A 19,419-nucleotide genomic window follows, 5' to 3' on the forward strand; every position below is an offset into this window, starting at 1 on the left:
AGGTCCCGCAAGGGCACGGGCATGCGGCTTGCAGCCCCTCACCGGTTTGACAAAAAACGTCACTTGAGGAGAGAGATTGTGAGCACCATGGAGCGCATCCTTCGGCTGATGGCCGAGCGCAAGGCGTCGGACATCTACCTGTCGGCGCATGCGCCGGCGCAGATCCGCATCAACGGCCAGTGCCTGCCGATCAATGCCCAGGTGCTGCCGCCGGAGGCGCCGCTGACCCTGCTGTCGGAGATCCTGCCGGGCGAGCGCGTGGACGAACTGAAGGCGACCGGCGAGCTCAACACCGCGGTTGCGCTCGAGGGCGTCGGCAACTTCCGTGTCAGCGCCATGCGCCAGCGCGGCACGTATGCGGTGGTGGTGCGCCACATCCCGGCTCGGATTCCCTCGTTCGAGGAACTGGGTCTGCCGCCGGTGCTCAAGACCCTCATCATGGAAAAGCGCGGCCTCATCCTGATGGTAGGGGCCACCGGCGCCGGCAAGTCGACCACGCTGGCCTCGATGCTGGACTACCGCAACGAGAACGCCAGCGGCCACATCCTGACGGTCGAAGAGCCCATCGAGTACATCTTCACCAACAAGAAATCGCTGGTGAACCAGCGCGACGTCGGCAGCGACACCCAGTCGCTGCAGCTGGCGCTGAAGAACGCGCTGCGCCAGGCGCCCGACGTGATCCAGATCGGCGAGATCCGCGACCGCGAAACCATGAGCGCGGCCATCGCCTATGCGCAGTCGGGCCACCTGTGCGTGGCCACGCTGCATGCCAACAACGCCTATCGCGCGCTCAACCGCATCCTGAGCTTCTATCCGGTGGAAGTGCGCCCGACCCTGCTGGGCGACCTGGGCTCGGCCATGCGCGCCGTCATCGCGCAGCGCCTGCTTCGCACGCCCGCCGGCGCCCGGGTGCCGGCCGTGGAGGTCATGCTCAACACCCAGCTGGTGGCCGAGCTGATCGAGAAGGGCGACCTGTCGGCGGTCAAGGAAGCGATGGAACAATCGCTGGCCGAAGGCTCGCAGACCTTCGAGGAAGACATTGCCCGCCTGATTCTTTCGGGCAAGATCGACCGCGCCGAAGGCCTGGCCCATGCCGATTCGCCCACCAACCTGATGTGGCGCCTGCAAAACCGCAACGTGGCGAGCAATGCGCCGCAACAGGAAGAGCGCGCCCTGCTCGACCAGGTCGAGGCGCCTTCCTTCACCGAAATCACGCTAGACGTGAAATTCTGACCCTGTCTGCCTGAATGTCCCGCACGCTGCTCCTCGCCGAAGAACTGATCGCCCGCCCCTCCGTCACGCCCGAGGACGGCGGCTGCCAGCAACTCATCGGCGAGCGGCTCGCGCCGCTTGGCTTCACGCTCGAGACCATCGCCAGCGGGCCGGCCGACTTCCGCGTCACCAACCTCTGGGCCATCCGCCGATCGGCCGACCCAGCGGCGCGCACGCTGGTCTTCGCCGGCCACACCGACGTCGTGCCCACAGGCCCGCTCGAGCAGTGGACCAGCCCGCCCTTCACGCCAACGCACCGCGACGGCCGCATGTACGGGCGCGGCGCCTGCGACATGAAGACCTCTCTGGCCGCCTTCGTGGTCGCCATCGAGGAATTCCTGGCGGCGCACCCCGACCCGCGCCTTTCGGTCGCGCTGCTGCTGACCAGCGACGAGGAAGGCCCGGCCGTGGACGGCACCGTGGTGGTGTGCCGCGAGCTGGCCGCCCGCGGGGAGAAGCTGCACTACTGCATCGTCGGCGAACCGACCTCGGTCGAGCGCTGCGGCGACATGATCAAGAATGGCCGGCGCGGCACGATGAGCGGGCGCCTCACCGTCAACGGCGTGCAAGGCCATATCGCCTATCCGCACCTGGCGCGCAATCCGGTGCACCAGCTGGCACCCGCCCTGGCCGAACTGGTGGCCATCAACAATGCCGGGGGCTGGGACAAGGGCAACGCGTACTTCCAGCCAACCAGCTGGCAGATCAGCAACTTCCACGCGGGCACCGGGGCCAGCAACGTGATCCCGGGCAGCGCCGTGGTGGACTTCAACTTCCGCTTCTCCACCGAATCGACGCCCGAGTCGCTGCAGCGGCGGGTGCACGGCGTGCTGGACGCCCACGGCGTCGACTACGACCTGAAATGGACCGTCGGCGGCCTGCCTTTCCTGACCCAGCCGGGGGCGCTGGTGTCCGCCGTGCGCACGGCCATCCAGGCCGAGACCGGCATCGCCACCGAGCTGTCCACCAGCGGCGGCACCAGCGACGCCCGCTTCATCGCCCAGGTCTGCGAGCAGGTGGTCGAGTTCGGGCCGGTCAACGCCAGCATCCACAAGATCGACGAGCACATCGCGGTGGCCGAGATCGACACGCTCAAGAACGTCTACGCCCGCACGCTGGCCGCATTGAACGCACTGGACGCCGCCGCGTGAGCACCGTCATCGCGCTCATCGAGGACGCGGCGCGCGCGTTGGAGGCCGCACAGGTCTCTTTCGGGCACGGCACCCTCAACGCCTTCGACGAGGCCGCCTGGCTGGTGCTCTGGCGCCTGAAGGTGCCGCTCGACGCACTGGACGAGGCCGCCGAGCGAGAAGTCTCGCCGGCCGACGCCCTCAAGGTGCAGGCCCTCGTGCGCGAGCGCATCGAGCGCCGCCTGCCGGCCGCCTACCTCACGCGCGAGGCGTGGCTGCAGGGCGTGTCCTTCTACGTCGACGAGCGGGCCATCGTGCCGCGCAGCTTCATCGCCGAACTGCTGGCCGACGGCACGATCGATCCGTGGCTCGGCGCGCACACGCAACGGGTGCTGGACCTGTGCACCGGCAATGGCAGCCTGGCGGTGCTCGCGGCCATGGCGTATCCGGACGTGCACGTGGACGCCGCCGACCTGTCCACCGAGGCGCTGGAAGTCGCCGCCATCAACGTCACCCGGCACGGGCTCGACGATCGCATCAAGCTGATGCGTTCCGACGGCCTGGCCATGCTGCCCGGGCCCTACGACCTGGTGCTGTGCAACCCGCCCTACGTCAACACGCAGAGCATGCAGGCCCTGCCCGCCGAATACCGCGCCGAGCCCGAACTGGCGCTGGCCGGCGGCGCGGACGGCATGGACTTCATCCGCAAGCTGCTGTCCGACCTGCCGGACCGCCTGTCGCCGCAGGGCGTGCTGGTGCTGGAGATCGGCAACGAGCGCGAGCACTTCGAGGCCGCGTTTCCGCAGCTCGAGGTGGTCTGGCTGGCCACCAGCGCGGGCGAGGACCAGGTGCTGCTGCTCACCCGGGAAGCCCTGCTGCGGCCCTAGCGGGCGCGACGCCCGCCATCCGCCGGCCGCCACTGCGGCCATACTCCCCCTTTGATGCATGGCGGCGCGCCCGGCAAGGACGCCCGCCACACCCTTTTTCCGAATCATGATCACGCTCAAGAACGTTGTCCTGCGCCGTGGCAGCAAGGTGCTGCTCGATGGCGCCAGCGTCACCCTCAATCCCGGCGAGAAGGTCGGCCTGGTCGGGCGCAACGGCGCCGGCAAGTCCACCCTCTTCGCACTGCTCAACGGCACCCTGCACGAAGACGGCGGCGATTTCTCGCGGCCGGCCGCCTGGCAACTGGCCCAGGTGGCGCAGAACATGCCCGAGACGGACGAACTCGCCACCGACTTCGTCGTTGCCGGCGACACCCGCCTGGCGCAACTGCAGGAAGAACTGGCGCGCCTGGACGCAGCACACCTGGCCGATCCGGACGACATGGACATCGGCATGGCGCTGGCCCACGTCCACAGCGACCTGGCCGACGCCGGCGCGCACGACGCCGTGCCCCGCGCGCAGTCGCTCATCCTGGGCCTGGGCTTCCAGATCCACGAGCTGATGCAGCCGGTCAACAGCTTCTCCGGCGGCTGGCGCATGCGCCTGCAGCTGGCGCGCGCGCTGATGTGCCCGAGCGACCTGCTCCTGCTCGACGAGCCGACCAACCACCTGGACCTCGACGCCCTGGTGTGGCTGGAGAGCTGGCTGCAGAAGTACGCCGGCACCATGATCGTCATCAGCCATGACCGCGAGTTTCTGGACGCGGTGACCAACGTCACGCTGCACATCGACCAGGCCCGACTGACCCGCTACGGCGGCAACTACAGCAAGTTCGAGGAAATGCGGGCGCTGCAGATGGAGCAGCAGCAGGCCGCCTACGCGCGCCAGCAGGAGAAGGTGGCGCACCTGCAGAAGTTCATCGACCGCTTCAAGGCCAAGGCCAGCAAGGCACGCCAGGCGCAAAGCCGCGTCAAGGCGCTCGAACGCATGGAAAAGGTGGCGCCGCTGCTGGCCGAGGCCGACTTCAGCTTCGAGTTCAAGGAGCCGCAGAACATCCCCAACCCGATGCTCACCATCAGCGGCGGCGCCTTCGGCTACCCGCAGGAAGACGCCGAGCCCAAGGTGATCCTGCGCGGCGTCAACCGCTCGGTGCTGGCGGGGCAGCGCATCGGCATCCTGGGCGCCAACGGCCAGGGCAAGTCCACGCTGGTCAAGACCATTGCGCGCACCATGGGTGCGGTGGCCGGGACCATCACCGAAGGCAAGGGCCTGTCGATCGGCTATTTCGCGCAGCAGGAACTCGACGTGCTGCATCCGGGCAGCAACCCGCTGGAGCACATGGTGCGCCTGGCGCGCGACCTCGGCGCCAACGCGCCCGAGCGCAGCACCGAGCAGGACCTGCGCGGGTTCCTGGGCAGCTTCAATTTCAGCGGCGACATGGTCAAGCAGGCCGTCGGCACCATGAGCGGCGGCGAGAAGGCGCGGCTGGTGCTGGCCATGATGGTCTGGCAGCGCCCCAACCTGCTGCTGATGGACGAGCCGACCAACCACCTCGACCTCGCCACGCGCGAGGCGCTGGCGATCGCCCTCAACGAGTTCGAGGGCACGCTGATGCTGGTCAGCCACGACCGGGCGCTGCTGCGCGCCGTCTGCGACGAATTCTGGCTGGTCGGCCGCGGCCGCATCGACGACTTCGACGGCGACCTGGACGACTACCAGCGCTACCTTCTGGAAGAAGCCAAGCGGCTGCGCGAGGTGGCGCGCGTGGCGGCGGCTGGCGACGCCTTGACCGCGCCAGCGGCCGTGGCCGTGGCCGCCCCCGAGCCTGCGGCCGCGCAGGCCCCGCCTGCACCGGCGCCCGCACCGGCCACACCGGCCGCGTCCGGCCGCGAGCAGAGACAGCAGGAAGCAGCCGCGCGCCAGAAGCTGGCCGAGCAACGCCGCCCCCTGCAACGCGAACTCGGCCGAATCGAGGCTCGCCTGGCCACGGCCGGCGAAGAGCGCGACGCGTTGCAGACCAGCCTGTCCGAGAACGTCACGCCCGACCAGATTGCGCAGGCCGGGCGCCGGCTCAAGGGGCTCGAAGACGAGATCGCCAAGCTCGAAGAAGACTGGCTGCGCCTGTCGGAACAGCTCCAGGCCATGACGGCTTGAGGGTTGTCCGCAGCCGCACCGTGCGCGCGCATGACCCCCGGCGCACAATTTTGTTGCAATTATGAGACAATAGCGCTCTGCGACGGCGCCTGTTTGGCGCACAGTCCGCATGGGAGAGACGAGTCACTGAAACTGGTGCGTCCTGATGCGCGATGACAGGCAGTGAATCAAACGGAGTGCAGTGAATGAATGAGGAAGATATTGCAGCGTCGATAGAGCGACTCATGGAGCGGGTCGACTATTACCTGCATTGCGAGCTGGACCAGGAATACGACCACGACCGCCCGGACTCGGCCCGCAAGCAACTGGAAGCGGCCCTGCGACAGGAACTGCTGCGCGCCAACGCGGTCGGCATCGTGTCCCACGCGGTCGCCGCCGCCAGTGATCGCGACACCGACCCGGCACCGCGCGGTCGCTGATCCACGGGCGTCGGCGCCCGTCACGAAAAAGGGGCGCCAGGCGCCCCTTTTTTCATGGCCGACCGGTACGGCCTGCGCTCGCTAGTTGCTGCTGCCGTTGGGCGACTCCAGCTTGGCCATGGCCATCTCGATGTTCTTCTTCAGACTCAGGCTGTCGGCGCCCTGCGTCGGCGGGAAATCCTGCAGGCTCTTGAGGTGCGCGGCCAGGAAAGGCCCGGCCGCCGTCGGCGCCCACATCTTGGAGGCGAAGAACTTGCGCCCGGCGTAACCCCACTCGTGCGACTCGGGGTCCATCTTCTCCATGGGGTCCATCAGCAGGTTGAAGACGTAGGGCACGCTCGGGTAGGCCTTCTCGTTCCACCAGCTGCCTTCCCTCTTGACGCCGACGTGCATCTTCCAGCTGTCGATGCGCACCGCCATCAGGTCGGTCTCGTCGTAGTAGTAGTACTCGCGCCGCGCCGACTTGGCCGACTTGCCGGTCCAGTGGTCGATGTTGTTGTACCCGTCGAGGTGCACCTTGTAGGTCACGCCGTTGGCCGCCTTGTGGCCCTTGAGGAGTTCTTCCTTCACCTTCGGCATGCCGGCGACGGCGCACAGGGTGACGAACAGGTCCTCGTGCGACTGGATGCCGTTGGACACGCTGCCGGCCGGAATCTTGCCGGGCCACTTGGCCAGGCAGGGCACGCGCACGCCGCCTTCCCACGTGGTGCCCTTCTCGCCCCGGAACGGCGCGTAGCCGCCGTCGGGCCACATCATGAGCTCGTTGCCGTTGTCGGTCGTGTAGATGACGATCGTGTTGTCGTCCACGCCCAGGTCCTTGAGCTTCTTGAGCAGCACGCCGACCTGCTCGTCATGCTCGAGCATCTTGGCGCGCACCACGTCCTGCTCGGCACGGCCTTCGTCGACGGCCATCTGGATGTACTTCTTGGGCGGGTGCGACCAGATGTGGATCGCCGTCGTGTTGAACCAGCAGAAGAACGGCTTGTCCGCCTTGGCGGTACGGTCGAGCCAGTCGAGCGTCTTGTCGAGCACCTCGCCGTCGAACGTCACCATGCGCTTTCGGGTGAGCGCGCCGGTGTCCTCGATCTTCTGCTTGCCCACCCGGCCGAACTTCGGGTCTTCGGTCGGATCGTCCTTGTCGGTGGCCCAGCAGTGCAGCACGCCGCGCGGGCCGAACTTCTTCTTGTACTCGGGGTTCTTCTGGCCAGGGTAGTCCAGCTCTTCGGGCTCTTCCTCGGCGTTGAGGTGGTAAAGGTTGCCGAACCACTCGTCGAAGCCGTGCATGGTCGGCAGGAACTCGTTGCGATCGCCCAGGTGGTTCTTGCCGAACTGGCCGGTCGCATAGCCGCCGGCCTTGAGAATCTCGGCGAGCGTCGGGTCTTCCTTCTGGATGCCACGAGCCGAGCCGGGAATGCCGATGGTGGTCATGCCGGTGCGCACCGGCAGCTGCCCCATGATGAAGGCGGCGCGCCCGGCGGTACAACTGGGCTGGCCGTAGTGGTCGGTGAACAGGATGCCGTCGCGGGCAATGCTGTCGATGTTGGGCGTGCGGCCCATCATGCCGTTCGCATAGGCGCCCACATTCCACATGCCGATGTCATCACCGAAGATGACGAGGATGTTGGGTTTCTTTTCCTTTGCCACATGAACTCCTTCTCGGGTTGATGGTCCGCACGGCGCGCCGACGCACGGGAAGAAAACACTGGCTTATTGGACGGCGCTCCAATTTTCTGTCGTGCTGACCCCTTGCACACGGCTGGCGGCGGCCGACGAGCCGAGGTCGCGCTCGCGCACGATGCCGTCGCCGCCGATCACGAAGGTATGCACGCCGTCGCTGCCATAGCGCGCCGGCCACGCCACGAAAGCGCAGCCCTTGCCGTCGGCGCCGGTTTGCGGCAGCAGGCGGTAGCGGTAGCCGTACAGCGCCGCATCCACCGGCGTATCGGGGCCCATGATGAGTGCATCCGGCCCGAGCGGGCTCTCGGCCCCGTCCACCGCCGGCCAGTAAAGGCCGTCGCGCTGGTCGGCGCTGCTGACGATGCGGCTTGCCGGCTGGCCCTGGCTCTGCGTGTAGCGGCCCTGGGCGGCGCAAAGCTCCTTCAGGGTCTCGATGGCGCCGAGCTCATTGCGGCCGATGCGCCGCCGCATGATCTCGGCCTGCGCGGCGCGCACGTCGAACGACCAGCCGTGCGCGCCCTTGACGATGGGCGCCGGGAAATGCCAGCCGTCGCCCACCACCAGTTCGGCCCGCGTGTCGGCGGCCTGCTCGATCACATGCGCCTTGTTCCACGCTTCGAGGAAGGCATAGGCGTCTTCCATGTTGACGTCGTGATCGGGCACGTAGCGCATGAAGTTGGCGCCGAGCACATGGCGGATCGCGTTGCGGTCGCTCAGGGCCAGTGCCTCGTGGAGTGCCTCCGATGCGGCCTGCGGGCTCGGATAGGCCGCCTGCGCGTGCGCCGCGCCCATCGTGCCGCAGGCCAGCGCGGCCGCCAGGCCCAGCGCACGCAGTGTCATGGTCTTGTTCTTTCTCATGGCTGATTACCTCCTGCGCCCACCACCCATGTGACCGCCGCCACCGGCCCGGCCACCTCCGCCGCCCATGTGGGCGCCGCCGCCGGACGGACGCGCGCCGCCGCCAGAGAACGAGTGGCCGCCGCCGACATTGGCGCGCTGCACGTTCCCGCGCTGAGCCTGCTGGCGCACCTTGGCGCCATTGCCCGCGTCGCGAAACGCGCTGTCGTGGTTCGCTGCGCGCGAACGGTTCATCGCCGCGCTGTGGTCGCGGCTCTGGCGCGCGGCCGCGCTCTCGCGCGCACCGCCGCTGCCCTGCCCGACGCGGTCACGCGCGGCGCCACCGCCTTGCTGCGCGACCCGGTCGCGTGCACCGCCCGCACCCTGGCCGGCGCGGTCGCGCGCTGCGCCAGACCCGGCACGGCCGCCGCCCACCTCGTGGCCCGCGATCGACTGGCCGGTGCGCGACTGCATCGACTGCGCGGCCCGGTCCCGCGCCGCATCGCGGCTGCCAGATGCCGCGGCACGCGCGCCGCCGAGATTGCCGCCGCGGTTGGCAAGGCCGGCCTGCCGCTGCGAATCGAAGCGCTGGCGGTTGGCCGCGTTGTTATAGGGCGTGGAGCCGCGGCGGGCGGCGTTGTGCTGGAAGTTCGTCTGGTTCGCACGCAACCGGTTGTTCACGTTGATGTTGTTGTAGCGGTTGACGTTGATGTTGACGTCGTTGCGGCCCCAGTCGAAGCCGCCCCACATCGAATCGATCGCCGCCACGCCCAGGCCGAAGCCGATGCCCGCCACCAGCGACGTGGCAAACACCGACCCCGGATACGGCGGGTAGTAGTAAGGCGGGTACGCGGGATACGGCCAGGCACCGTAGACCGCCGTCGGGTTGTACTGCGGCACGTAGACCACCTGCGGGTTGGCCGGCGCGATCTCGATGATCTGCGACGGTCCTTGCGACTGCACGGTGACGGTCTGCTGCTCGTTGCTCTTGAGCGAGCCTGCCGCCTGGGCCTGTCGGCGCAGCCGCTGGACCGAGTCCATCACGTCGTCGGGCTGGTCGAGGAAGGCATTGCCCACCTGCACCACCCAATCGGGCTGGCGCCCCATCAGGTCCATCACCGAAGGAAAGCCCACGAGCGATTTCACGCTCGGGTCCCACGGCTCGGCGTCCACGGCTTTCACCGCCGCATCGCCGCTCTGGTCCTGGTGGCCCCTGGACCAGTCGGCCGCCTCCTTCACGTCATCCGGATAGGTCGAGGCCATGAACAACTGGGACAGCACGGCATCGGGATACAGCGCCACCGGTGCGAGCAGCTGGTCGAGTTGCGCGTTGTCCAGCTTTGGAGCGTTCTGCGCCGACGCCAGCAGCGACACGCAAAGGAGCAAACTCCCTGCCAGCCATCGAGAAAATGTCTTCTTCATTGCACGTTCCTCTCGCTTCCCTCTCCAAGGAAATGATGTGGCCCGATGCGCCATGTCGTGGGCCGGAGCGCGCAGCATAGTCGATCGGTCCCGCATTCGTTACCGTCTTGCGACAAAGTTACCTAGCCAGAAAAGTCATTGCTAGACATTGCACCGTACACACTACTATGCCTCGATGACATATCAGCCAAGGCCATGCAATCTTCGATTCAATAGGTGGCATTCGTTTTCAACCGTTGTCGCACTATTCGCCCTGTCATTCTCATCTTTGGCTCAAGCCCAGTCAGCCGCCCGCATCATGTCGTGGGGCAACAGGCCGACGGAGAGTGCCGCCCCGTATGTCAATGAACTCCGGTATGGCTGCCACGCGGCCCCTCAAGAATGCGTTGACCGCTACAAGACGATTGCTGGGATCGACTCCGTCGCGATAGCCTTTGCGCAGGCGGGGAGGCAAGAAGAGAACATCGAGAAAGCAAAGCAGTACTCGTCTCTGTCGCTACAAGATCGAGCGCTCAAGGAGATTGGTGTCGACGACCTCCTGGCCTTCATGAAGAGGACCAAGACGAGCGCTGGGGATGCCTACCTCGATCAGTTGATCGATGCCGCAAAGTCGGTCAATCCGCACCTCAAGTTCGGCGTCACAGTCTATGAAGACGATATCGCCACGATTGGGCGCGATTCGTCAACCTTCCCTTCACAGGCGCGAGGGAAAGTAGATCGAGTGGCTCTCTACTTGCATTTCAGGAAGAGCGCCGCAAGCTATGCGGAGTATGTCCGGTCAGTCAAAGCCCTTTTTCCAAACGCAATGGTCTACGGCGGCGTGTACCACTACGACAGGGTCGACTACATTCGGTGCCGTCAGTTCCTTCCCGGCAACTGCAGCGCTGAAGATGACCTTGGCGCGTACAGCGAATTGCTTGGGTTGCAGGTTGCAATGTTGAAAGACAAGCGCTTGGATGGCCTGGAACTCTATCCCGGCTTTCTTGGCAACGAAGAGTCATGGTCCGGTTGGTCGCAAAGCCGGATATGCAGCCCGCCGAGGCGGAATGAATGCGTCGCAAACAGCAGGAAGATGACGCGCGCAACGATCGACGCGATCCGAAACTTGCGATAGCCTTTTTTACTTTGAACCAGGGACGTAACAATGAGTACCAACACCGAGACGACCATCCTTGCCGGCGGCTGCTTCTGGGGCATGCAGGAATTGCTGCGCGCCCAGCCAGGCGTGATTCGCACGCGCGTGGGCTACAGCGGCGGCGACGTGGCCAACGCCACCTACCGCAACCACGGCACGCACGCCGAAGCCATCGAAGTGGTGTTCGACCCCGAGCAGATGAGCTTCAGGCAACTGCTGGAATTCTTCTTCCAGATCCACGACCCCAGCACGCGCGACCGCCAGGGCAACGACCGCGGCAGTTCCTACCGCTCGGGCATCTACTACACGACCGACGAGCAGCGCCAGGTGGCCCTGGACACCATTGCGGACGTCGACGCCTCGGGCCTGTGGCCCGGCAAGGCCGTCACCGAAGTGAAGCCTGCCGGCCCGTTCTGGGAAGCCGAGCCGGAGCACCAGGACTACCTGCAACGCTACCCGGACGGCTACACCTGCCATTGGGTGCGCCCGGACTGGAAGCTGCCGCGCCGCAACGCCGGCTGAGCGGCGCCATCCGGTGCAGGCTCAGGACAAGCGCCGGATGCGCTGCACCCAGGCTTCGGCTCCGGCGGCGATCTCGGCGTAAGCCGTCTCGAAGGCCGGGCGTGGCTGGCGGTAGGGGTCGGCGATGTCGGCCTCTGCCAGGCGGAACACCTTGCCGCGCGCCAGCGGGTAGCGCCGCTCCAGCTCCTCGCGCTGGTGCTGCTCCATCACCAGGATCAGGTCAGCGCGCTGGCACATCACGGTGTTGATCTGCTGGGCGCGGTGGGCCGCCAGATCGAGCCCGTTTTCCTGCGCCAGCAGAAGCGACAACGGATCGGCCGGCTGCCCCACCAGCGCGCCCAGGCCGGCGGACCACACCGTCCGCTCGGGAAATGCCCGCAAAAGCATCGCCTCGGCCAGCGGGCTGCGGCAGATGTTGCCAATACAAACTGTCAGGATGAACTGCATTTCGTCAAGTGTAGTGGCGCCGCGAGGGCGTCCACTGCTGCCGCCGGCGTCAGCCGGCAGCGATGGCGAACGCCGTGCTTTGCTGCTCGACGTGCACCCAGTCGACCACGCGCACGTCCGGCCGGTAGTCGTGCACCATGTGCTGCAGCAGCTCGCGGATGTACGGCACGTTGTTGTCCTCGAGCGCGCCGTTGAGCGCGTCGAGCCGCTTGTGCAGCTCGGGCCAAGGCAGGAAATCCTCGTGCGCCTTCAGGATGCGCGGATGGGTGGTGGCCAGCGGGTTGTCGCCGATCAGCAGCTCTTCGTACAGCTTCTCGCCCGGGCGCAGGCCGGTAATGCGGATCGCGATGTCGCCTTCGGGATTTTGCTCGTCGCAAACCGTCAGCCCGCACAGCTCCACCATGCGGCGCGCCAGGTCGATGATGCGCACGGGCTCGCCCATGTCCAGCACGAACACGTCTCCGCCGCTGGCCATGGCGCCGGCCTGGATCACCAGTTGTGCGGCCTCCGGGATGGTCATGAAATAGCGCGTGATGTCGGCATGCGTGAGCGTGATCGGCCCGCCGTCGCGAATCTGGCGCCTGAACAGCGGCACCACCGAGCCCGACGAGCCCAGCACGTTGCCGAAGCGGACCATGCAAAAGCGCGTGCGGCGGGGCGCGCCCGTCGGCGACTCGGCAAGCGCCTGCAGGATCATTTCGGCCACGCGCTTGGTAGTGCCCATGATGTTGGTGGGGCGCACTGCCTTGTCGGTGCTGACGAGCACGAAATCCTCGACGCCGCACTCGACCGCCACCTGCGCCGTGACCAGCGTGCCGAAGACGTTGTTCTTGACGCCTTCGGCCGCGTTGTGCTCGACCAGCGGAACGTGCTTGTAGGCTGCCGCGTGGTAGACCGTGTGCGGCCGCCAGGTGCTCATGATCTCGCGCATGCGCGGTGCCTCGCGCACCGACGCCAGCAGCGGCACGATGCGGATGCCGTTGCCCACGCTCCCCGGCTCCAGGGCCAACGCCTGCTGCAACTCGCCATGAATGGCATAGAGCGCGTACTCGCTGCGTTCGACCAGCAGCAGCGTGTCCGGGCGGCCCTTGAGAATCTGCCGGCACAGCTCGCTGCCGATGGAGCCGCCCGCCCCGGTCACCAGCACAACCTTGTCGGTGATGTTCTTGCCGAGCAGTTGCCGGTCCGGTGGCACCGCGTCGCGACCGAGCAGGTCGTCGATGTCGAGTTCGCGCAGGTCGCTGGTCTGGACGCGGCCGTGCGCCAGGTCCATCAGGCTCGGCAACGTGCGGACTGCCACGTGCGCCTCGAGGATCGATTGCAGAATCTCGTTGCGGCGCTTGCGCGACGCCGACGGAATGGCCATGAGCACGGTGCTCACGTGCAGTTGCCGCACGCGTGCGGGCAACGTGTCGGGGCTGTAGACGCGCAGGCCGCGAATGGTGCCGCCATGCAGGCGCCGGTCGTCGTCGAGAAAGCCGACCACGCGCAGATCGGCGTTGTCGGCGAGCGCCGCCGCAAGTTGCTGGCCAGCCGAGCCAGCGCCGTAGATGAGCGCGAGCGGTTGCGCCGGCTGGGTGCCGTAGGGCGCCACGATGCCGCGGTACGCGTCGCTGAGCCAGTTGCGCGCCAGCACCCGCGTGGCCGCGACGGCGAGCAGCAGCAGCGGTGGCTGGATCAGCCCCACGGTGCGCGGCACGCCCTCGACGCCGATCATCGCGAAGAGCACCACATACACCACGGTGTAGATGAGGCCCGCAGCCCAGCCGGCAGCGCGCGCATGGTCGTCGCCATAGCGGAAGATGGCCCGGTACAACCCGAACCGCACGAACAGCGGCAACGCCAGCATCACCGAACCCAGCACGGCCGCCCAGTAGGCGCCGCGCAGCGGCACCCAGCCTTCGAGGCGCAGCGACAACGCAAGCCACACCGTCAGCACGCACAGGAAGGCGTCGACGAACAGCACCACGGCGCGCTTGGCGGCACGCGGCAAGGCCAGCACCGTGCCGACCGACCCTTGCAGCGGGTTGCGGTCGAGTACCAGGCCGCACAGGCAGCCAAGGCCGAGGCCGAGCGCATCGGCCAGCAGATCGGCCCATTCCGCCATGCGCGTGGGCGTGAAAGACTGCAGCACCTCGATCAGGCCGCCATAGGCGAACAGCCCCGCAAGCACCGCGAGCAGCTGGCGCCGATAGGCGGCGCGGCCCAGCAAGGCCAGCGCGGCGTAGGCCACGAGATGATTGGTCTTGTCCCAGCCCGTGCTGGGAATTTCCTCGGGCAGCACCGGCGCCAGCGACAGGACGCCGACGATCAGCGCAGTCACCCAAAACGACCAGCGCAGGAACTGCGCCCTGACGGCCATCGCGTTCATTGCGCCGAACCGGAAAGCCAACCAGTTTGCACTTGCCGTTCAGGCTTGGGGGCTCGGCCCCCTCGGCCGGACGCGCCTGTATCCGCTGCTTGCATCAAATACCGATCTGAATACGTTTGTATCTTTTTGTTAGTCGATCATAGTACTTAAGCAGCCGCTTCTTGCATCACGTTGTGAACTGCGTCACAGCATTTGTTGACTTCGGCCGTAGTCAGCGTCGGATGCACGAGGAACATCAGGCTGTCTTCGCCAAGTTGCCTGGCCACCGGCAGCCGAACGGCGGGCCGCCAGCCGGTGTCGTCGAAGGCTTTCTCGAGATACACCTCGGAGCAGGAGCCTTGATAGCACGGCACGCCCAGGGCGTTGATCGCCTCGACGATGCGGTCGCGGCTCCAGCCCTGGGCCAGCTTCTCCGGACGCACATAGACATAGCACTTGTACTGCGCGTGCATGCTGGACGAAGCGGCATCGCCGCCGTGGGTGGGAAACTCCGGCACCCGAAGCGCCGCATGCGACCGGCACGCCGAAAGAATGGCCTGCGCGTTCCTGGCGCGCATGGCGCTCCAGTCGGACATCTGGCGCAGTTGAATGCGCCCGATGACGGCCTGCATCTCAAGCATGCGCCAGTTGGTGCCGAAGCCGTCGTGCAGCCAGCGGAAGCCCGGCGGGTGCTGCCGCTCGTACACCGCTTCCCAATTCTTGCCGTGGTCCTTGAACGACCACATTGCAGACCATAGCGCGCGGTCGCTGGTGGTGACCATGCCGCCCTCCCCGCCGGTCGTCATGATCTTGTCCTGGCAGAAGCTCCAGGCGCCGATGTGCCCGATGCTGCCGACACCGCGCCCCTTGTAGCGGGCGCCATGGGCCTGCGCGCAATCCTCGATCACCTTGAAGCCATGTGCGTCGGCCAGCGCCATGATCGGGTCCATGTCGCAAGGCCAGCCGGCCAGGTGCACGCAGATCACGGCCTTGGTGCGCGACGTGACCACCCGCGCGATGGTGGCGGCCGAGATGTTGCCGCTGTCTTCTTCCACGTCGGCGAACACCGGCGTGGCGCCGGCATTGACCACGCACGAGACGCTGGCGATGAACGTACGCGGCGTCACCACCACCTCGTCGCCCGGACCGATGTCCAGCGCCTTCAGCGCAACGTCCAGGGCGAGGGTGCCGTTGGACAGCGCCACGGCGTACTCGGTGCCCGCCCACGCGGCGAACTCCTTCTCGAAATTACGGCACTCGGTCCCGGTCCAATAGTTGACCTTGTTGGACAGCAGCACCTGCTGGACGGCCGAGGCTTCTTCCTGGGTGAAGCTGGGCCAGGGGGAGAACGGAGTGTTGAGCATGACTGGGGAGATTGAAAAAACAAGAACTTGAAAATCAGCCCTGGACGGCGCGATTTGCCGCCAACGGCGCAGCCGGGCAGCCCACGACGGTCAAGCCGTCCGGCACATCCTTGACGACGACCGCGCCGGCGCCCACCGTCACACCGGCGCCGATGCGAATGCCCTGTCGCACGGCGGCACCCACGCCCACCCAACTGCACGCGCCGACCGACACGCCGCCGCAAAGGTGAGCGCCCGGGCTGATGTGAACGCCCTCGGCAAGGCGGCAGTCATGGTCGACCGAAGCGCCGGTGTTGACGATGCAGGCCAGGCCCAGCACAGCGTCCGCATTGATCACGGCCCCTGGCATCACGACGCTGCCGGCGCCCAACGTGGCCGAAGGGCTGACCCAGGCGCGCGGATGCACCACCGAAACCAGCTTCGCGCCCGCCTGCCGCAGATCCTCTTGCTTGCGCACTCGGACCGCGGCGTTGCCGATGGCCACCAGCACCCCGTCGAACTCGGCCAGCCGCGCCATCAGGTGGGCCGTGTCGCCTACAACCGACCACCTGCCATTGGCCGCCGACTGCGGCCACGAATCATCGAAAAAGGCGACCATGCCCCACCCGGCCGCGAGCGCCGACTCGGCGACCACCTTGCCATGACCACTGGCGCCGAGCAGCGCCAACTGCCTACGGGGAGATGCAATAGCCGTCATCCGCGCGCGCTGCCGGTGAACTTGGGCATGGTGGCATCGCCAGCCGCGCTGATGCCTTCGCGCACCAACACCTTCTTGACGGTCAGCCACAGGATCTTGATGTCAAGCCAGAACGAGCGGTTGTCCACGTACCAGACATCGAGCTTGAACTTTTCCTCCCAGCTCAACGCGTTGCGGCCATTGACCTGGGCCCAGCCGGTGATCCCCGGGCGCACCTCGTGACGCCGCGCCTGCTCGGGCGTATAGAGCGGCAGGTATTCCATGAGCAAAGGCCGCGGCCCCACCAAGCTCATGTCGCCCTTGAGGACGTTCCACAGTTCGGGTAGTTCGTCGAGGCTGGTGGCGCGGAGGAAACGGCCGAAGCCTGTCAGGCGCTCAGCGTCGGGTAGCAGTTTGCCGTCCGGCCCGCAGGCCTGCGTCATCGTTCTGAGCTTGATCATTTCAAATGGGTCGCCACGGAGACCCGGCCGCGTTTGTCTGAAGAGGACCGGGGTGCCGAGCCGTCGACGAACCAACCAAAGCAAGGGCAGCAAAGGCAAGCTCAAAAGCAACAACGCCAGCGCCGAAGCCGCAACGTCAAGACCGCGCTTCATGGCTTCGCGCTCGCAGATTGGTCAAGCGCTGCCGGCGCCGCACCCTCTACCCAATCCACCCAGCGATCCGCCAGTTTCTCGCGATCAAACTGGGTTTGAGCCAACACACGGCCCCGCTGGCCCATAAGCTTCAGGGCGGATCGATCGTCGGCTGCGCGCTCCAAAGCATCGGCAAATGCCCCGGCATCGTCTGGAGGAACGGCAAATCCGCATTCGTGCTCCGCAATCATCTCCGCCAGCCAGCCCGGATAGTTGTTGAGGACTGGCAAGCCCGCCGCGATGTAGTCAAAGAACTTGTTGGGGGACGTCCCGTAGTAAAACGCGGGCACGTTCGCGAGAACTTGGAGCCCGAGGTCAGTGGCTGCCATCAATCCTGCGAGTCGGGCTTTGTTGACTGGGTCGTGAAAGATCACGTTCACCAGACCCTCGCGCTGTGCGCGAGCTTGAAGGCCAGCCTTGAGCTTCCCCTGCCCGATCAGCATCAACTTGATGTCGCTCCGGCCCCGGCGCTTCAGTTCCGCGGCGGCATCGAGCACGGCGTCTAGTCCATTCGCGATGCCATGGGTCCCAGCAAAAACCGCCAACAGGTCATCAGCAGCAACACCCGCTGGACGCCACGGCTCGGGCGCATTTGCAAAAATGCCAAGATCGCAACCGTTTGGGACAAGCGCAATCCGGTCCCGTGAAACATTGCGATGAGCGATGCCATCGACGATGCCCGGCGACAAACCAATCAGGCGGTGCGCAGAACGATAGCTCGCCCATTCGAGGACTGACATTGCCCATAGCACGAGTGGATTGCGAATAACACCCATCGCGCGAGGCAACTCCGGCCAAAGATCCCGCACCTCAAACACAAACGGCTTGCCCCGAATCCAGCGCGCGAATATTCCTGGAATCCCAGCGGTCAATGGTGTCGTCGTAGCGAACACCACGTCATAGCGTTCGCCAAGCGCCAGCCCGACGCTGCGTGCTGCAAACTTGAAAAACACTGTGGCGCGCTTCAGGAATCCATCGCTGTTTGAGTACGCCAGATCGAACTCGACGATGTCAATTCCATCCACCACTCCTCGACGTCGGCCTCGAACAAATTTGCTTGTCAAGCCAGTTTCCCCACCGCCGTAGCTTCCACACACGATGGTCACCTGATGGCCAAGGCCCACCAACCGGCGTGCCATCTCGTAGGAGCGGATACCCACCGATCCCCTGGGCGTCGAAAAGTGCTGATGGAAGTAAAGAACTCTCATCGCAAACGCAATCTTCCAAAAAGACTAGCGAAAATAATCGCTGCGGCAACCAATATGAGCGGGAGTAGCGAGAACATGAAGGCGTTGTAAATGGCCCCACGCGCAAATATTAACGCGCAAACGCACATCAATGAAAACGCAGACAATTTAAGCAAATAACTACGACTTGCCTTCACCAGATACTCGACTCCCGAAAAATAAAGTGCAAGCAAAGTTGAATAGGTCAGTGCTCCAACGTAACCCGCATTACCGAATGCGTCCCCAAATACAGTAGGGTGCATCGACAAGCTGTCCTCCAAAGCCGAACCATAGTATGCGGAATGCATTACATACGAAAAATCAGGAGGTTTAACCCAATCGCCAAAACTAGGCAGCCAGAAAAGCAGCACTCGCTGGAGAGTAATGTTTTCCCCAAACCCTACAAACGCATCGCCTTTATACACAAAAAAATAAAAGGCCTTTACAAAATCCGTTTCCACACCGCTAGCGGCATCCCCCCAAAAATATGAGAGGCCAAACGATAGAAACTGATTCAAATCCTCCGCGTGCCGCACTGCCCTAGTGAGCACAAACACAAACGCAGTGCCCACAGACAAAAACAACAGACCCACAAATCCACTTTTCCCTTTGCCGCATAGAACAAAATAAAAGTATGGAACCAACAGCATCAAAGCATAACTTCTTGTCTTTAAAACAAAAACAGAAAAAACCAAGAAGAACACACTAAGACCAGCCGAAATATAAAATGCCCTGGGAAAATCTTTCCGCCAAAGATGAACAAGTATTAACAAGCAAGATGCAGAATAAGCAGTGTAGGTGGCCAGCAACACCAAGGGACTACCGGAGTGCACAAGATCCCACCAATTTATAGAGAAGGCAGCGTTTACACTATAGATGCCCAGCCCTGTTAAAAAGAACAATATGCTCGCCAATAAACACGCAGGAATTATCCAGCTATTTTTTGGCGCACCCCAGTCTCTTAAAGCCTCAAAGAGACCACTCCAAATACTCGCAAGACCCCAACCGCTCACCACAATATAGCGTGTAACGACAAAGCAAATTAGATACAACAACGCAAAGAAACTAGCATCAACGTACACCCACTCCGGAAACTCGCTAGGTCCGATCATTGCCTCGAAAGTCGGAAAACTAAATAGGACGCAAATTGCCAGATAAAACAAGAAAACGGGCGATCTGTTCACATACTCCAGCCTGGCTCCTACGAAACCAACGCCAAGAATGCAAAACCCAATAAGAAAGCCAATCAC

At 64.9% G+C, this 19,419-nt stretch carries 17 protein-coding genes; 7 read left to right on the forward strand and 10 right to left on the reverse strand.

The window, feature by feature from the left end:
- The first annotated feature begins 78 nt into the window (after window positions 1–78).
- The 5 genes from VES41_RS22755 to VES41_RS22775 all read left to right on the forward strand — a co-directional run bounded on the left by VES41_RS22755 (window position 79) and on the right by VES41_RS22775 (window position 5,860).
- The gene (locus tag VES41_RS22755) at window positions 79–1,233 is read left to right on the forward strand and encodes a PilT/PilU family type 4a pilus ATPase (protein ID WP_324821821.1); all 1,155 of its coding nucleotides are present in this window, start codon (window positions 79–81) and stop codon (window positions 1,231–1,233) included.
- 14 nt (window positions 1,234–1,247) lie between these two features.
- Window positions 1,248–2,423: a succinyl-diaminopimelate desuccinylase gene (gene dapE / locus VES41_RS22760; protein ID WP_324821823.1), complete on the forward strand. Its 1,176-nt coding sequence runs from the start codon at window positions 1,248–1,250 to the stop codon at window positions 2,421–2,423.
- The gene (gene prmB / locus VES41_RS22765; protein ID WP_324821825.1) at window positions 2,420–3,289 is read left to right on the forward strand and encodes a 50S ribosomal protein L3 N(5)-glutamine methyltransferase; all 870 of its coding nucleotides are present in this window, start codon (window positions 2,420–2,422) and stop codon (window positions 3,287–3,289) included. Before dapE ends, prmB begins: the two co-directional genes overlap by 4 nt.
- Window positions 3,290–3,395: 106 nt before the next feature.
- The gene (locus VES41_RS22770) at window positions 3,396–5,441 is read left to right on the forward strand and encodes an ABC-F family ATP-binding cassette domain-containing protein (protein WP_324821827.1); all 2,046 of its coding nucleotides are present in this window, start codon (window positions 3,396–3,398) and stop codon (window positions 5,439–5,441) included.
- Window positions 5,442–5,626: 185 nt separating this feature from the next.
- The gene (locus VES41_RS22775) at window positions 5,627–5,860 is read left to right on the forward strand and encodes a hypothetical protein (protein WP_324821829.1); all 234 of its coding nucleotides are present in this window, start codon (window positions 5,627–5,629) and stop codon (window positions 5,858–5,860) included.
- A gap of 81 nt (window positions 5,861–5,941) precedes the next feature.
- On the opposite strand, the gene VES41_RS22780 is transcribed toward VES41_RS22775, so the two are convergent.
- The 3 genes from VES41_RS22780 to VES41_RS22790 all read right to left on the reverse strand — a co-directional run bounded on the left by VES41_RS22780 (window position 5,942) and on the right by VES41_RS22790 (window position 9,796).
- Window positions 5,942–7,504 (reverse strand): arylsulfatase, encoded by a 1,563-nt coding sequence (locus VES41_RS22780; protein WP_324821831.1) that lies wholly within the window; start codon window positions 7,502–7,504, stop codon window positions 5,942–5,944.
- Between the two features lie 63 nt (window positions 7,505–7,567).
- On the reverse strand, window positions 7,568–8,395 hold the full coding sequence (locus tag VES41_RS22785; RefSeq protein ID WP_324821833.1) for a DUF2950 family protein: 828 nt from the start codon (window positions 8,393–8,395) through the stop codon (window positions 7,568–7,570).
- Between the two features lie 6 nt (window positions 8,396–8,401).
- Window positions 8,402–9,796, reverse strand: coding sequence for a DUF3300 domain-containing protein (locus VES41_RS22790; RefSeq protein ID WP_324821835.1), 1,395 nt, complete (start codon window positions 9,794–9,796; stop codon window positions 8,402–8,404).
- 298 nt (window positions 9,797–10,094) lie between these two features.
- Here VES41_RS22790 and VES41_RS22795 point away from each other — a divergent pair, with 298 nt between their 5' ends.
- Window positions 10,095–10,910 carry a hypothetical protein gene (locus tag VES41_RS22795; RefSeq protein ID WP_324821837.1) on the forward strand — a complete coding sequence of 272 codons (816 nt, stop codon included), beginning with the start codon at window positions 10,095–10,097 and terminating at the stop codon, window positions 10,908–10,910.
- 30 nt (window positions 10,911–10,940) lie between these two features.
- The gene (gene msrA / locus VES41_RS22800) at window positions 10,941–11,453 is read left to right on the forward strand and encodes a peptide-methionine (S)-S-oxide reductase MsrA (RefSeq protein ID WP_324821839.1); all 513 of its coding nucleotides are present in this window, start codon (window positions 10,941–10,943) and stop codon (window positions 11,451–11,453) included.
- A 21-nt stretch (window positions 11,454–11,474) separates the two neighbouring features.
- On the opposite strand, the gene VES41_RS22805 is transcribed toward msrA, so the two are convergent.
- The 7 genes from VES41_RS22805 to VES41_RS22835 all read right to left on the reverse strand — a co-directional run bounded on the left by VES41_RS22805 (window position 11,475) and on the right by VES41_RS22835 (window position 19,419).
- Complete coding sequence (locus VES41_RS22805; protein ID WP_324821841.1) at window positions 11,475–11,900, reverse strand: low molecular weight protein-tyrosine-phosphatase; 426 nt, start codon at window positions 11,898–11,900, stop codon at window positions 11,475–11,477.
- 49 nt (window positions 11,901–11,949) lie between these two features.
- Window positions 11,950–14,271: a nucleoside-diphosphate sugar epimerase/dehydratase gene (locus VES41_RS22810; RefSeq protein WP_324821843.1), complete on the reverse strand. Its 2,322-nt coding sequence runs from the start codon at window positions 14,269–14,271 to the stop codon at window positions 11,950–11,952.
- A 146-nt stretch (window positions 14,272–14,417) separates the two neighbouring features.
- Window positions 14,418–15,614, reverse strand: coding sequence for a DegT/DnrJ/EryC1/StrS aminotransferase family protein (locus VES41_RS22815; RefSeq protein WP_324821845.1), 1,197 nt, complete (start codon window positions 15,612–15,614; stop codon window positions 14,418–14,420).
- A 34-nt stretch (window positions 15,615–15,648) separates the two neighbouring features.
- A complete protein-coding gene (locus tag VES41_RS22820; protein WP_324821847.1) occupies window positions 15,649–16,311 on the reverse strand; it encodes an acetyltransferase in 663 nt (220 codons plus the stop codon).
- Window positions 16,308–16,904, reverse strand: a complete 597-nt coding sequence (locus VES41_RS22825; protein ID WP_324821849.1) for a sugar transferase — start codon at window positions 16,902–16,904, stop codon at window positions 16,308–16,310. The genes VES41_RS22820 and VES41_RS22825 overlap by 4 nt, the downstream gene beginning before the upstream one ends.
- Window positions 16,901–18,151: a glycosyltransferase family 4 protein gene (locus VES41_RS22830; protein WP_324821851.1), complete on the reverse strand. Its 1,251-nt coding sequence runs from the start codon at window positions 18,149–18,151 to the stop codon at window positions 16,901–16,903. The genes VES41_RS22825 and VES41_RS22830 overlap by 4 nt, the downstream gene beginning before the upstream one ends.
- Entirely contained in the window at window positions 18,148–19,419 is a 1,272-nt protein-coding gene (locus tag VES41_RS22835; RefSeq protein WP_324821853.1) for a hypothetical protein, read from the reverse strand. Before VES41_RS22835 ends, VES41_RS22830 begins: the two co-directional genes overlap by 4 nt.

This window comes from Variovorax sp. (assembly GCF_035634955.1).
In the GTDB taxonomy this organism is placed as follows: domain Bacteria; phylum Pseudomonadota; class Gammaproteobacteria; order Burkholderiales; family Burkholderiaceae_C; genus Variovorax.